Annotated in this window: 13 protein-coding genes; 9 read left to right on the forward strand and 4 right to left on the reverse strand. The window is 39.6% G+C overall.

Going from position 1 to position 13,625, the window contains the following annotated elements:
* Positions 1-106 precede the first annotated feature (106 nt).
* Complete coding sequence (gene yfcD / locus GWJ05_RS11730) at positions 107-649, forward strand: NUDIX hydrolase YfcD (protein ID WP_036935541.1); 543 nt, start codon at positions 107-109, stop codon at positions 647-649.
* Here yfcD and GWJ05_RS11735 read toward each other — a convergent pair.
* Positions 646-1,692 carry a LacI family DNA-binding transcriptional regulator gene (locus GWJ05_RS11735; protein ID WP_161681420.1) on the reverse strand — a complete coding sequence of 349 codons (1,047 nt, stop codon included), beginning with the start codon at positions 1,690-1,692 and terminating at the stop codon, positions 646-648. The genes yfcD and GWJ05_RS11735 overlap by 4 nt on opposite strands.
* Positions 1,693-1,919: 227 nt before the next feature.
* On the opposite strand from GWJ05_RS11735, the gene GWJ05_RS11740 reads away from it, so the two are divergent.
* The 4 genes from GWJ05_RS11740 to alr all read left to right on the forward strand — a co-directional run bounded on the left by GWJ05_RS11740 (position 1,920) and on the right by alr (position 5,526).
* Complete coding sequence (locus GWJ05_RS11740; RefSeq protein WP_036935545.1) at positions 1,920-2,363, forward strand: PTS sugar transporter subunit IIA; 444 nt, start codon at positions 1,920-1,922, stop codon at positions 2,361-2,363.
* Positions 2,364-2,393: 30 nt separating this feature from the next.
* Entirely contained in the window at positions 2,394-2,681 is a 288-nt protein-coding gene (locus tag GWJ05_RS11745; RefSeq protein WP_036935547.1) for a PTS sugar transporter subunit IIB, read from the forward strand.
* A gap of 10 nt (positions 2,682-2,691) precedes the next feature.
* Positions 2,692-3,948, forward strand: coding sequence for a PTS ascorbate transporter subunit IIC (locus GWJ05_RS11750; protein WP_036935549.1), 1,257 nt, complete (start codon positions 2,692-2,694; stop codon positions 3,946-3,948).
* 354 nt (positions 3,949-4,302) lie between these two features.
* Positions 4,303-5,526, forward strand: coding sequence for an alanine racemase (gene alr / locus GWJ05_RS11755; RefSeq protein WP_087802114.1), 1,224 nt, complete (start codon positions 4,303-4,305; stop codon positions 5,524-5,526).
* 70 nt (positions 5,527-5,596) lie between these two features.
* On the opposite strand, the gene GWJ05_RS11760 is transcribed toward alr, so the two are convergent.
* The 3 genes from GWJ05_RS11760 to ackA form a co-directional block, all read right to left on the reverse strand.
* On the reverse strand, positions 5,597-5,740 hold the full coding sequence (locus tag GWJ05_RS11760) for a Hok/Gef family protein (protein ID WP_072024199.1): 144 nt from the start codon (positions 5,738-5,740) through the stop codon (positions 5,597-5,599).
* A gap of 153 nt (positions 5,741-5,893) precedes the next feature.
* On the reverse strand, positions 5,894-8,038 hold the full coding sequence (gene pta, locus GWJ05_RS11765) for a phosphate acetyltransferase (protein WP_036935553.1): 2,145 nt from the start codon (positions 8,036-8,038) through the stop codon (positions 5,894-5,896).
* A 77-nt stretch (positions 8,039-8,115) separates the two neighbouring features.
* Positions 8,116-9,318: an acetate kinase gene (gene ackA, locus GWJ05_RS11770; RefSeq protein ID WP_036935555.1), complete on the reverse strand. Its 1,203-nt coding sequence runs from the start codon at positions 9,316-9,318 to the stop codon at positions 8,116-8,118.
* Positions 9,319-9,710: 392 nt separating this feature from the next.
* Between ackA and yfbV the strand changes: the two genes are divergently transcribed.
* The 4 genes from yfbV (at position 9,711) to GWJ05_RS11790 (ending at position 13,439) form a co-directional block, all read left to right on the forward strand.
* Positions 9,711-10,166, forward strand: coding sequence for a terminus macrodomain insulation protein YfbV (yfbV, locus tag GWJ05_RS11775; RefSeq protein WP_036935557.1), 456 nt, complete (start codon positions 9,711-9,713; stop codon positions 10,164-10,166).
* A gap of 139 nt (positions 10,167-10,305) precedes the next feature.
* Positions 10,306-10,800, forward strand: coding sequence for a YfbU family protein (locus GWJ05_RS11780; RefSeq protein ID WP_087802569.1), 495 nt, complete (start codon positions 10,306-10,308; stop codon positions 10,798-10,800).
* Between the two features lie 37 nt (positions 10,801-10,837).
* Complete coding sequence (locus tag GWJ05_RS11785; protein ID WP_036935559.1) at positions 10,838-11,512, forward strand: sugar phosphatase; 675 nt, start codon at positions 10,838-10,840, stop codon at positions 11,510-11,512.
* Between the two features lie 97 nt (positions 11,513-11,609).
* On the forward strand, positions 11,610-13,439 hold the full coding sequence (locus tag GWJ05_RS11790) for an SLC13 family permease (RefSeq protein WP_036935561.1): 1,830 nt from the start codon (positions 11,610-11,612) through the stop codon (positions 13,437-13,439).
* Positions 13,440-13,625 lie beyond the last annotated feature (186 nt).

The raw sequence follows: 13,625 nt of genomic DNA on the forward strand, positions 1-13,625 counted from the left end.
AAAACAAGTCACGTATGATTATTGTAGTGGTGAAAAATAGTGATTTTGGTATATTCAGGATAAAAATTACGATCGTTTAGTATCGGTTAAAAAAGGTTTGTTGAGGATGGAACAAGAAAAGACGGCATTGGTTGAGTGGGTTGATATTGTTGATGATAAAAATGAAGTGGTTGCACAAGCAACACGTCAACAAATGCGAGCTGAAAACCTACGACATAGAGCAACGTATATTGTTGTTCATGATGGAATGGGTAAAATTTTGGCGCAACGTAGAACAGAAACAAAAGATTTTTATCCTGGTTGGTTAGATGCCACTGCTGGGGGGGTTGTCCAACAAGGTGAAAATTTACTAGAAAGTGCGCGTCGTGAAGCAGAAGAAGAATTAGGTATTGCGGGCGTTCCTTTCGCTGAACATGGTCAATTTTATTATGATGATAAAAGTTGCCGTGTCTGGGGAAGCCTATTTAGTTGTGTTTCTCATGGGCCTTTTGCTCTGCAAGCAGAAGAAATTGAGGAAGTGTGTTGGTTAACTCCCTCTGAAATTACAGAGCGCTGTGATGAATTTACACCAGATTCATTAAAAGCACTTTCTCTTTGGTTAACGCGTAATAACAGTACACGTTTAGAATCCCGAGAAACTGCCGACTAAGGGGTACTTTGCCCTATTTCAAAGCGATAAGCATAGTTGATAACGGTATCTTCGAATATAGCGTTATCATCTTCGTCTTTTAAGCGTTGTAAAAGGGCGATAAGCTGTTTTCCCGCCTCTTTACCTATTTTGTGATAATCAAAACGAATTGAAGTAAGAGAAGGGGATATCTGATCACTATTATCAGATCCTTCCAAACAAGCAATTGCCAGATCTTGTGGAATTTTAATTAATCGTCTTTGGCACTCAAAAATCATTCCTAATGCAATACTCTCATGACTACAAATAACAGCATCTAATTCAGGTTGGCGCAATAAAATCTCGGTTAAAGCTTGTCTACCATAAGCCATCGAAGCGGGATCGGGCGTTGTAACGCTCTGCTCTGCATTTAAATAATGTTTGAGTAAGGCTCGAGACCAACCTGTAATTTGCTGGTGATGTAAACGCTGGCCTTGTAAAGCGCCAATATAGCCTATACAACGTTTGCCCTGAGTGACTAAATACTTTGTTAAATCGTATGTTGCTTGTTCATAAGAACAATCAATACTAATGGCAGCTTGTTCATCAGATTGACTCGCGACACTAACTACCGGCACATTGGCATTACTAATATGTAAAAAGTGAGTAGGGCTGAGTTGTGAACCAAAGACAACCAATGCCGCGGGGTTACTTTGTAATAGCATATTGATTACATCGCTGGCTTTATGCGGTTGATGTTCATAACAACCGACTAAAATTTGATAATGATGACGATTTAATATTTGCTGTAAAGATTGCATAAAATCGGCACTGGCTTTATCTGTGAAAGACGGCAATAGTACTGCAATAATATGGCTTTGAGCCGAAGCTAAAGCACCGGCTGAGGCATTAGGAATATAGCCAAGTTCCTCTATAGCTTGATTAACCTTCTCTCTTAATTTATCAGAAACCAATTCAGGCGTTCGTAATGCACGCGAGACGGTCATTGAACCAACTCCTGCGTGTTTAGCGACATCTTGTAATGTGACGCGACCTGTATTTCGGCGCTTACGTGTTTTGATCATGTGTGATTATGCTTGCTTAGCCTATTTTATTAACCGCAGATCCTACCTGAAATCTTCCTATTATGCTGAAACAATACAGTGTCAATTGTTGGCATTTTCTGCAATTAACATTTCATTAAAATGATAGCGCTATCACAATTACGAATGATCTATCTAGATAGCGCTACCATTAATGATTACTATCCTTAATAACGAAGCTCAAAGAGAGTCTTATTGAGGTTACAAAGATGCTTAAAACGTTATTAACGCCCGATGTGGTGCAAGTGGTTCCAAGCGTTAGCGATTGGAAAGATGCAGTCAAAGTGGCATGTCAGCCATTAATTGATAAAGGGTGCATTGAACCTCGTTACATCGATGCGATTTATAAGTCACATGAAAAAATAGGGCCATATTATGTCTTAGGCCCAGGTATTGCGATGCCTCATGCTCGTCCTGAAGATGGTGTTAATCAACTTTCTCTTGCATTAACGATTGTTGAGCAAGGTGTGGAGTTTGGAGCCGATGAAAATGATCCCGTGAAATTACTGATTGTTTTGGCCGCAACAGATAACGATAGCCATATTAATGCCATTATGAAATTAGCTGAACTTTTTGATAACGATAAAGATATTCAAATGCTATTTAATGCGAAAAGCAAAGCGGATGTATTCGCCGTTATCAACAACTATTAATGACAATTTAACATTACCAAGGGGAATACCATGAAAATTACAGTTGTGTGTGGAAATGGTTTAGGCAGTAGCTTAATGATGGAAATGAGTATCAAAAGTATTTTAAAAGATCTCGCTGTCAATGCAGACGTGGATCACGTTGATTTGGGTTCGGCAAAAGGTACGCCAAGTGATATCTATGTCGGGACTCGTGATATTGCAGAACAACTGAATTCACAAGCCGTAAATGGAAAAGTGGTTTCATTGGATAATATGATTGATAAAGTCGCGATGAAAGAAAAACTTTCTGTCGCATTACGTGAATTAGGCGCGTTATAAGGAGCCTATCATGGACTTTTTCCGCTTTCTAATGAGTGATGTGCTTTCAGAGCCTGCTATTTTAGTGGGTTTGATCGCATTGATTGGTTTAATCGCCCAGAAAAAACCTGTAACAGAATGTATTAAAGGCACGGTAAAAACCATTATGGGTTTTGTGATTTTAGGTGCTGGTGCAGGTCTTGTTATTAACTCACTGGGTGATTTCTCAACGATTTTCCAACATGCATTTGGCATTCAAGGTGTTGTGCCTAATAACGAGGCAATTGTCTCTATTGCACAAAAAAGCTTTGGTAAAGAGATGGCTCTGATTATGTTCTTTGCCATGTTGATTAATATCTTAATTGCTCGCTTAACGCCGTGGAAATTTATTTTCTTAACGGGTCATCATACATTGTTTATGTCAATGATGGTGGCAGTTATTCTGGCAACAGCAGGCTTAGAAGGTGCTGTATTAGTAGCGGTAGGTTCATTAGTTGTTGGGGTTTCAATGGTATTTTTTCCAGCCATTGCACATCCTTATATGAAAAAAATTACCGGTTCTGATGATGTGGCATTAGGGCATTTCTCAACGATTTCTTATGTCGTTGCGGGCTTTATCGGCAGTAAATTTGGTAATAAAGAGCATTCAACTGAAGAGATGAATGTGCCTAAAAGTTTACTCTTTTTACGTGATACACCCGTTGCTATAGCTTTCACTATGGGCATTATCTTTATCATTACCTGTTTATTTGCGGGCGATACCTTTGTTCGTGAAGTCAGTGGTGGTAAAAACTGGTTTATGTTTTCATTAATGCAATCCATTACTTTTGCCGCTGGTGTTTATATTATCCTGCAAGGTGTGCGTATGGTTATTGCTGAGATTGTTCCTGCCTTTAAAGGTATTTCAGATAAGTTAGTGCCTAATGCCAAACCTGCTTTAGACTGCCCAGTTGTATTTCCTTATGCACCCAATGCGGTATTAGTTGGCTTTTTAAGTAGTTTTGCTGCGGGTGTTATTGGCATGTTCATTCTGTATGCTTTAGATTGGACAGTAATAATTCCTGGTGTGGTTCCTCACTTCTTCGTGGGTGCAACAGCAGGGGTATTTGGTAATGCAACCGGTGGACGTCGTGGTGCGATTTTTGGGGCATTCGTTCAAGGTTTATTAATTACTTTCTTGCCTGTATTCCTATTACCAGTACTTGGAGATATCGGTATTGCTAACACCACATTTAGTGATGCAGACTTCGGTGTTATCGGTATTCTATTAGGTATTATTGTTCGTTGATAATATTTGTTTATTGAATATTAATAGATGCCCGACTTTCTAATCAGTCGGGCATTTTTTTGGTTAGAAATAATGTACTTAAATGTCTCTATATATTCAATATATTATGATTAAAGTGTTTCCAGTATGCACGGGGATAGACTGGCGTTTCCTACTGGGATCACACCTATAATTTTCTTTCCCTTTTCTATTCATCTTCGTCATTGATCTGATACATATATCATTTTGAATTAATATGTTTATTTTATGAATAATAATGCTATTATCCTGAGTGAATATTCACGATGTGTATATTTTCGTACCTAATTAATTATAAAAATAGGTTTAACATCATAATCACTAAGGAAAAAGAAGATGTCTTTTGGTATTCGATATCTTGCGTTGTTACCACTTTTTGTTATCACTGCTTGCCAACAACCGGTTAATCACAATCCACCAACGACTCAAACAGCTCAGGTTCAACCTGCAATTGTGAATAACTCATGGATTGAAATCTCACGTAGTGCGCTCGATTTTAATGTGAAAAAAGTCCAATCACTTTTAGGTGATAAATCCTCGCTTTGTGCTGTTTTAAAAGGCGATGCATATGGACATGATTTATCATTAGTTGCACCTGTTATGATTGAAAATAATGTGCAATGTATTGGTGTAACGAATAACCAGGAGCTAAAAGAAGTTCGTGATCTAGGATTTCAAGGTCGTTTAATGCGTGTACGTAATGCCACTGAGCAAGAAATGGCTCAGGCGACAAGCTATAACGTGGAAGAATTGATTGGTAACTTAGATATGGCTAAGAAATTAGATGCCATTGCTAAACAACAAAATAAAGTGATCCCTATTCATCTTGCCTTAAACTCAGGTGGAATGTCTCGTAATGGATTAGAAGTTAATAACAATGTGGGGCTCGAAGAGGCGAAGCAAATTACTCAATTAGCTAACCTTAAAGTGGTTGGCATTATGTCTCATTATCCTGAAGAAGATGCGGATAAAGTAAGAGAAGATCTCGCTCGTTTTAAACAGCAATCACAAAAGGTATTGGATGTTACTGGGCTAAATCATAAAGACGTTACTCTGCATATGGCAAATACTTTTGCCACAATTACCGTCCCTGAATCATGGCTAGATATGGTGCGTGTAGGCGGGATTTTTTATGGTGATACCATCGCAAGTACAGATTACAAACGTGTTATGACTTTTAAATCCAATATTGCCTCAATCAATTATTATCCTAAAGGCAATACTGTTGGTTATGATCGCACTTACACACTAAAACGTGACTCAGTGTTAGCTAATATTCCTGTCGGTTATGCAGATGGTTATCGTCGAGTCTTTAGTAATGCAGGACATGCTTTAATTGGTGGTCAACGTGTTCCTGTTTTAGGTAAAACATCAATGAATACAGTGATTGTTGATATTACCGATCTTAAAAATATCAAATCAGGGGATGAAGTCGTGTTCTTTGGTAAGCAAGGTAATGCAGAGATCACTGCTGAAGAGGTTGAAGATATTAGTGGTGCATTATTTACAGAGATGTCGATTTTGTGGGGTGCGACCAATCAGCGTGTGCTAGTGGATTAAAGTAGGGTGCTTGTGATCACCAATATCAACAACTTTTGAGAGAAATTGTGGGGGAATTTCCCCCACAAAACTATTTATCGCAAGATAAAATAGCTTGAACTACGGTGTCGCTACTACTGATATTAAAAGAACATAATCTTTCATGTTTCAGTAAAGCAAAACACAAAACTGTAATACATACAGTAATCAGCCCTAATAGGGCAAGCTTAGTCATTTCTCTTGACTCTCCTTTATAAAGGAGACAGAAACAAGTTGTCTGGTTTTGAGACTGCCTCGGATTTTAGTCAAATAAGAAATCTGTAGAATAAAAAAACGCCAGATGAAATCAATCATCTGGCGTTTTTTTATTTAAAGCGAACTTCAATAATTATGCGTTTTCTTGTTGGCTTGCTTGAATAGCTGTCAACGCAACGGTGTAGACGATATCGTCTACTAATGCACCACGAGAAAGGTCATTCACTGGTTTACGCATACCTTGTAACATTGGTCCGATTGAAACCAAGTCAGCTGAACGTTGTACCGCTTTATAAGTGGTATTACCGGTGTTCAGATCAGGGAAGATAAACACAGTCGCTTTACCTGCAACGGGTGAGTTTGGTGCTTTAGATTTAGCAACATCAGCCATAACAGCTGCGTCGTATTGTAAAGGACCATCAATCATCAGATCAGGGCGTTTTTCTTGTGCTAAACGTGTTGCTTCACGAACTTTCTCTACATCGCTACCTGCACCAGAGTTACCAGTAGAATAAGAGATCATCGCAACGCGTGGGTCGATACCGAATGCAATTGCAGAGTCTGCAGATTGGATTGCGATTTCAGCCAGCTGTTCTGCTGTTGGATCTGGGTTAATTGCACAGTCACCATAAACATAAACTTGTTCTGGTAACAGCATAAAGAACACAGAAGACACTAATGAGCTACCTGGTGCAGTTTTGATTAACTGTAATGGTGGGCGAATAGTGTTAGCAGTTGTATGAACAGCACCAGAAACTAGGCCGTCTACTTCGCCTTTTTCTAGCATTAATGTGCCGAGAACAACGTTATCTTCTAGTTGTTCACGAGCAACAACTTCTGTCATACCTTTATTTTTGCGTAGTTCAACTAAGCGAGGTACATAGATTTCACGCACTTCTTTAGGATTGACTAACTCAATACCTGTGCCTAATTCAACACCTTGTGCAGTTGCTACACGACGAATTTCTTCAGGATCGCCTAACAGTACGCAAGTTGCGATACCACGATCAGCACAAATTGCTGCTGCTTTAACTGTACGAGGTTCATCACCTTCTGGTAAAACGATACGCTTTTTCGCTTTACGCGCTAATTCTGTTAATTGATAACGGAACGCTGGTGGTGATAAACGGTTAGGACGTTCAGAGTTAGCGGTCAGTGAATCAATCCATTGTGTATTGATATGTTGAGCAACGTAGTTCTGAATTTTTTCAATACGCTCATGGTCATCAGCAGGTACTTCTAAGCTAAAGCTTTGCAGATTTAAAGAGGTCTGCCAAGTGTTCGCATTAACCATAAAGATTGGTAAGCCAGTTTCGAATGCACGTTCACAAAGTTGTTTGATAGGAGCATCGATTTGGTAACCACCCGTTAGTAGGATAGCACCAATTTCAACGCCATTCATTGCAGCAAGGCACGCTGAAACTAATACATCAGGACGATCCGCAGAGGTGACTAAAAGTGAACCTGGGCGGAAATGCTCTAACATGTGTGGGATACTACGTGCACAGAAAGTAACCGATTTAATACGACGGGTTTCAATATCGCCTTTATTGACGACAGTCGCATTTAAGTGTTTTGCCATATCTGTTGCACGGGTAGCGATTAAATCGAAGTTCCATGGAATGCAACCCAGTAAAGGCAGTGGGCTATTTTTTTCAATGGTTTTTAAATCGACATTTGAGATAATCGCTTTACTTGAATCATCAAAGATTTCAGATAAGTCAGGGCGAGTACGGCCTTGATCATCAACAGGTGCATTTAGTTTGTTAACAATAACACCGGTGATATTTTGGTTTTTTACACCACCGAATTCAGCACGTGCAAATTCGATACGCTCTTTTAGCTGTTCAACCGTGTTGTTACCTAATGCAGTAACGAAAACAATTTCAGCACCTAATGTTTTTGCAATTTCATAGTTTAATGATTGTGCAAAAGGGTGCTTACGCATCGGCACTAGACCTTCGATGAGAATAACTTCAGCATCAGCGGTATTTTCATGGTATCTAGCAACAATTTCTTCCATCAGAACATCTTTTTGGTTTGAGCTGAGCAGAGACTCAACATAATCCATGTTTAAAGGTTCTGATGATTGAATAGTGGAGTGAGAGCGGATAATCGCAGTTGTCTGATCTAATGCACCTTTTACGCGAGGTTGTGCAATAGGTTTGAACACGCTAAGGCGAACGCCTTTTTGTTCCATAGAACGGATAACACCCAAGCTGACGCTGGTTAAACCCACGCGTGTATCAGTTGGGACTAGCATAATTGTACGGGACACGGAAACCTCTTTAAATATCGGTTGCTCGTTATGTAAAACAGTACTGCCAGCATGACACTGGCAGTACATCAAAGAACTTAAGCGGTCAGGCGACTTGCATCCTGAGCGATAACTAATTCTTCATTAGTTGGGATAACAACAGCGAGACGGCTGTTATCGGTAGTGATAGTGCCTGATTTACCGAAACGTGCATCTAAGTTACGTTGATGATCGACTTCAAAGCCTAACAGAGCTAGTTTTTTCAGTGATAATTCACGTACCATTGCTGCGTTTTCACCGATACCACCAGTAAAGATAATAGCATCTAAACGACCTTCCATCAGTGCGCAGTAAGAACCGATGTATTTCGCTAAACGATGGCAGTAAACGTCCATTGCACGTTTAGCATCAGCTTTAGTGTCGTAGTTATCTTCAACATAACGGCAGTCACTAGTGACTTCTGTTAAACCTAATAGACCAGATTCTTTAGTTAGTAGTTTATTGATATCTTCAACGCTCATACCTAACGTGTCATGTAAATGGAACACGATAGCAGGGTCGATATCACCACTACGTGTACCCATCACTAAACCTTCTAATGGAGTCAAACCCATAGAAGTATCAACACATTTACCGTTAACGATAGCAGAAACAGAACCACCATTGCCTAAGTGGCAAGTGATTACATTCAGTTCATCAACAGGTTTGTTTAACATTTTAGCGGCTTCACGGGAAACAAAGAAATGGCTAGTTCCGTGAGCACCGTAACGACGGATGCTGTGATCTTTATATAAGCTGTATGGTAGTGCATACAGATAAGCTTCTTCTGGCATTGTTTGGTGGAATGCAGTGTCAAATACCGCAACCATTTTCTCAATTAAATGAGGGAATGCTTTACGCGCTTCTTCAATACCAATAAGGTGAGCTGGGTTATGTAATGGAGCAAATGGGATAGCAGCTTCAATACCTTTGATAACTTCGTCAGTGATCACGACAGATTTAGTGAACTTCTCACCACCGTGAACAATACGGTGACCAATTGAAGCAATTTGAGCAGACAGTTCTGGTTTTTCAGCCAGAATAGTATTTACGATAAAGTTTAATGCTTCGCTATGAGCAGCACCTGCGCCTAACGCAGCTTCATGTTTTTGGCCATCCATTTTCCACTTCAGGCGGGCTTCAGGAAGGTTGAAGCATTCAGCCAAACCTGAAAGGAATTCTTCACCATTTTCTGGGTTGATAATTGCAAATTTAAGAGAAGAACTACCGCAGTTCAGTACCAGCACCAGCTTACTTGACATGGAATTACCTATTTATCTTGTTGTCGTAGTGTCTTTTATATTATAAAGACGGTGGTTAATAAAACGTCAATCATAAAAGCCTATCGCATTACTATGATGACATTAATGACGCGCATCATGCTTAAAGTAAAAAACTTGATGCTAATTATAGTTGCCAATCATTAATTGGACGATTTTTATTCACCCATTAACTTTTCGCGTTAAAATCGGCGAAAAGGGTTGAAAATCACGCCGGCAAACAAAATATAGCGCTTTATTGCCACAAACCTTTAGAATGGGCACAGGATACAGAGTAAAGGCAACAAAGACAAAATATACTTAATTCTACTAAAAGATTTTTATTCTTTATAGATATTTTTTAAAAGTTACAGAAGAAATTGATTGAGGTCATTATGAGCGAACCGACAGTGACTCCTCCCGGCTTTTTTAAGAAGCTTCGTTTGGGTAATGAGTATTTAAAAACCTGGCCGGTTGAAAAGCAGTTAGCGCCTGTTTTCCCTGAAAACCGTATTGTCAAGGCAACACGATTTGGCATTCGCTATATGCCACCCATCGCCATTTTTACCATGACATGGCAGATTGCATTGGGCGGAAATTTAGGTCCCGCAATTACCACAGCGCTCTTTGCTTGTAGCTTACCAATGCAAGGATTATGGTGGTTGGGCAAGCGTGCATCAACGCCACTTCCTGCGGCATTATTACGCTGGTTTTATGAAATTCGCGCTAAATTTGAAGAAGCGGGCATTGCTTTAGCACCGGTAGAACAAACACCGACTTACCTTTCTCTAGCACATTTATTAAAACGTGCTTTTAAGCAACTTGATCGCTCTTTTCTTGATGATGTGTAGAACATTTGTTCTACCTTCGTCATTTGTCATTATTGTCCTTAGAATTACCCCGTTGAGATCAAAAAACGCGTCGTTAACACTACTCAATACTTTTGATTAATGTCATGCTCTCCTCAATGATTTCTTTGGAGAATTAATGATGGAAATGACACATGCACAACGCTTGATCCTCTCTAATCAATATAAAATGATGATGATGATGGATCCTGATAACGCTGAACGTTATCGTCGTTATCAGACAATCATTGAACGCGGTTACGGATTACAATTACGTGAACTAGACCGTGATTTTGATGAAATGTCTGAGGAGACTTGCCGTACCATTATTAACGTCATGGAAATGTACCATGCACTGCAAGTTTCTCGTGATAATTTAAAAGAACAAGAAATGCCTGATGCACGTCGAGTCGCATTTATCGGCTTTGATGCGGCGACAGAATCCCGCTATCTTAGTTATGTGCGTTTTATGGTGAATACAGAAGGGCGCTATACACATTTTGATAGTGGCAGTCATGGTTTCAACTCACAAACACCGATGTGGGAAAAATACCAAAGAATGCTGGCTGTTTGGTTAGCCTGCCCTCGTCAATATCACCTTAGCGCCGTTGAAATCCAACAAATTCTTAATGCGTAATAATAAGTAACGCATCATTCTAAGGTAGGCATAAATTATGGCGATCACATGTAAAGGTTTTCTGTTTGATTTAGATGGAACATTAGTTGATTCATTACCTGTCGTTGAATATTGTTGGGCGCTATTTGGTGAGCGCGTTGGCGTATCAACACAAGAAATTAATGACTATATCCATGGAAAGCCTGCCATTGAGTCGATTCGCCATTTTATGCCTAATGCTACTGAGCAAGAGGTAACAGAAACTTTTCGTTGGTTAGAAAAGTTAGAATCAACCCAAACAGAGGGCTTAGCACCTCTTCCGGGGGCCATTGAGCTAATTAACCACCTTAATGAATTAGATATTCCTTGGGCAATAGTGACTTCAGGTACCGTACCAATCGCATCAACGCGTCAATCTGTTACAGGTATTCCTGAACCCAAATATTGGGTTACAGCTGAATGTATTAGTAAAGGCAAGCCTGATCCTGAACCTTATCTTCTAGGCGCAAAAAAATTAGGTTTATTGCCACAAGAATGTGTGGTTTTTGAGGATGCAGCCGCAGGTATTTACTCGGGTTTAGATGCTGGATGTCAAGTGGTTGCTGTTCATGCCCCTCTCTCCCTCCCTCGTCGTAATGAGATTCATTTAATTATTGATTCTTTGAATGATATTCAAATCGAGAAGCAAGCTGAAAAAGTGATAATAACGCACAAAAGAGAGTCTTTTCTTTGATCATACTAGAAGATTTATTGATGTAAAAATGGTCTACTTATCAATGTAGTGAATTGATGTCTTAACCTGTTTTCACTTATTGCTGATCGAGGCCATTTTGAATAGCGAATTATTATGGGTTTTAAGCCTGCTATTGATAGCTATTGTCCTTTTTACGACCAACAAAATCCGCATGGATGTGGTCGCTTTACTTGTCATCATCGCATTCGTTCTTAGCGGTACACTTACTTTAAATGAAGCCACGGTAGGGTTTAGCGATCCTAACGTATTACTGATTGCAGCTCTTTTTGTTATTGGCGAAGGGCTAGTAAGAACCGGTGTCGCTTATCAAATGGGGGATTGGTTAGTTCGTGTTGCGGGTAGCAGTGAAGTTAAAATGCTGGTGCTATTAATGATATGTGTTGCAAGTTTAGGTGCATTTATGAGTTCGACAGGCGTTGTTGCCATCTTTATTCCTGTTGTACTGAGTGTTGCTGCTCGCATGAAAACATCACCAGGTCGTTTAATGATGCCTCTAGGTTTTGCGGGGCTTATCAGTGGATTGATGACCTTAGTGGCAACGCCACCTAATATGGTTGTTAACAGTGAATTAGTCAGAGAAGGTTTACCCAGCTTTCAATTTTTCTCCATTACGCCTATTGGTATCGCCGTATTATTAGCGGGCATTTTATATATGCTGGTAGTACGCCGTTGGTTAGGAAATAATGATAATGGCAAACATAAAGAGGCTTATCGTCGTACATTCCGTGATCTTATTCGTGATTATCAATTAGCAGGACGTGCTCGTCGTTTAGCGATTCGTAAAGGCTCTCCACTTATAGGGCATTCACTTGATGAGTTACACCTACGTTCTCGTTATGGTGCAAACGTTGTTGGCATCGAACGCTGGAGGCGGTTTCGGCGCGTGATGGTCAGCGCAACAGGGGGGACTGAATTAAGAGAGCGCGATGTTTTGTTAGTCGATATGTCAGCTAGTGATGTCGATTTACGCGAGTTTTGTCGTGAGCAGATGTTAGAGCCCATGGTATTGCGTGGAGAATATTTTTCTGAGCAATCCCGTGATGTAGGACTGGCTGAAGTATCAATGAACCCTGATTCAGAGTTATTAGGAAAATCATTAAGAGAAATTAAATTTCGTACTCGCTATGGATTAAATGTTGTTGCTATTCGTCGAGAAGGTAATGCGTTGCCGGGTAAAATTGTCGATGAACCATTACGCCTTGGTGATGTGTTATTGGTGATTGGTGATTGGAAACTTATTCGAATTTTATCAACTAAACCGCGTAATTTTATCGTATTAAATTTAGCCGCAGAAATTGAAACGGTTGCTCCAGCTTCATCTCAAGCACCTCATGCATTATTTTCGTTAGCATTAATGGTGGCATTAATGGTGACAAATGAAGTGCCTAATTTTATTGCGGCACTTATTGCTTGTTTATTAATGGGTAAATTCCGGTGCATTGATATGGAGAGTGCTTATCGTTCCATCCATTGGCCAAGCATTATTTTGATTGTAGGTATGATGCCTTTTGCTGCTGCATTACAAAAAACAGGTGGTATTGAGCTTATTGTAAACGGTTTAATGGATGTTGCGGGTAGTGCGGGTCCACAAGTGATGCTGGTATGTTTATTTATACTTTGCGCGTCAATCGGGTTGTTTATTTCGAATACGGCAACCGCGGTATTAATGGCGCCAATTGCTATTGCAGCGGCAAATCAAATGAATGTTTCACCACTCCCTTTTGCCATGGTGATTGGTGTTGCTGCCTCTGCTGCATTTATGACACCAGTTTCATCACCAGTAAATACGCTTATTCTTGAGCCCGGTGGTTATAAGTTTGCTGATTTTATGAAAATAGGCGTGCCATTTACGATTATTGTGATGGCAATAAGTGTATTTCTTATCCCACTATTATTTCCATTCTAAATATCAATATTTTTACTTTGCTGAAACGTCGTTTATTAATTAATAAACGACGTTTTTTATTTATTGACTGATGATTTTTTATGTGTTGCATATGTAATGCTGATGGATGTGTGTTTTTTTAAAATCTTTCTTAGAAAAAAAAGTATAGTCATATTATTGAGTTGAATATAATTTAATAAGAGAGAT

The sequence above is a fragment of the Proteus sp. G2626 genome (genome assembly GCF_009915985.1).
Taxonomy (GTDB): Bacteria; Pseudomonadota; Gammaproteobacteria; order Enterobacterales; family Enterobacteriaceae; genus Proteus; species Proteus vulgaris.

What these genes read in the sequence shown, in the direction of transcription:
- alr (WP_087802114.1), top strand. Translation starts at nt 4,303, where the DNA reads ATGTCTTTTGGTATTCGATATCTTGCGTTGTTACCACTTTTTGTTATC.
- yfbV (WP_036935557.1), top strand. Translation starts at nt 9,711, where the DNA reads ATGAGCGAACCGACAGTGACTCCTCCCGGCTTTTTTAAGAAGCTTCGT.
- GWJ05_RS11750 (WP_036935549.1), top strand. Translation starts at nt 2,692, where the DNA reads ATGGACTTTTTCCGCTTTCTAATGAGTGATGTGCTTTCAGAGCCTGCT.
- GWJ05_RS11740 (WP_036935545.1), top strand. Translation starts at nt 1,920, where the DNA reads ATGCTTAAAACGTTATTAACGCCCGATGTGGTGCAAGTGGTTCCAAGC.
- ackA (WP_036935555.1), bottom strand. Translation starts at nt 9,318, where the DNA reads ATGTCAAGTAAGCTGGTGCTGGTACTGAACTGCGGTAGTTCTTCTCTT.
- GWJ05_RS11785 (WP_036935559.1), top strand. Translation starts at nt 10,838, where the DNA reads ATGGCGATCACATGTAAAGGTTTTCTGTTTGATTTAGATGGAACATTA.
- GWJ05_RS11760 (WP_072024199.1), bottom strand. Translation starts at nt 5,740, where the DNA reads ATGACTAAGCTTGCCCTATTAGGGCTGATTACTGTATGTATTACAGTT.
- GWJ05_RS11780 (WP_087802569.1), top strand. Translation starts at nt 10,306, where the DNA reads ATGGAAATGACACATGCACAACGCTTGATCCTCTCTAATCAATATAAA.
- GWJ05_RS11745 (WP_036935547.1), top strand. Translation starts at nt 2,394, where the DNA reads ATGAAAATTACAGTTGTGTGTGGAAATGGTTTAGGCAGTAGCTTAATG.
- GWJ05_RS11735 (WP_161681420.1), bottom strand. Translation starts at nt 1,692, where the DNA reads ATGATCAAAACACGTAAGCGCCGAAATACAGGTCGCGTCACATTACAA.
- yfcD (WP_036935541.1), top strand. Translation starts at nt 107, where the DNA reads ATGGAACAAGAAAAGACGGCATTGGTTGAGTGGGTTGATATTGTTGAT.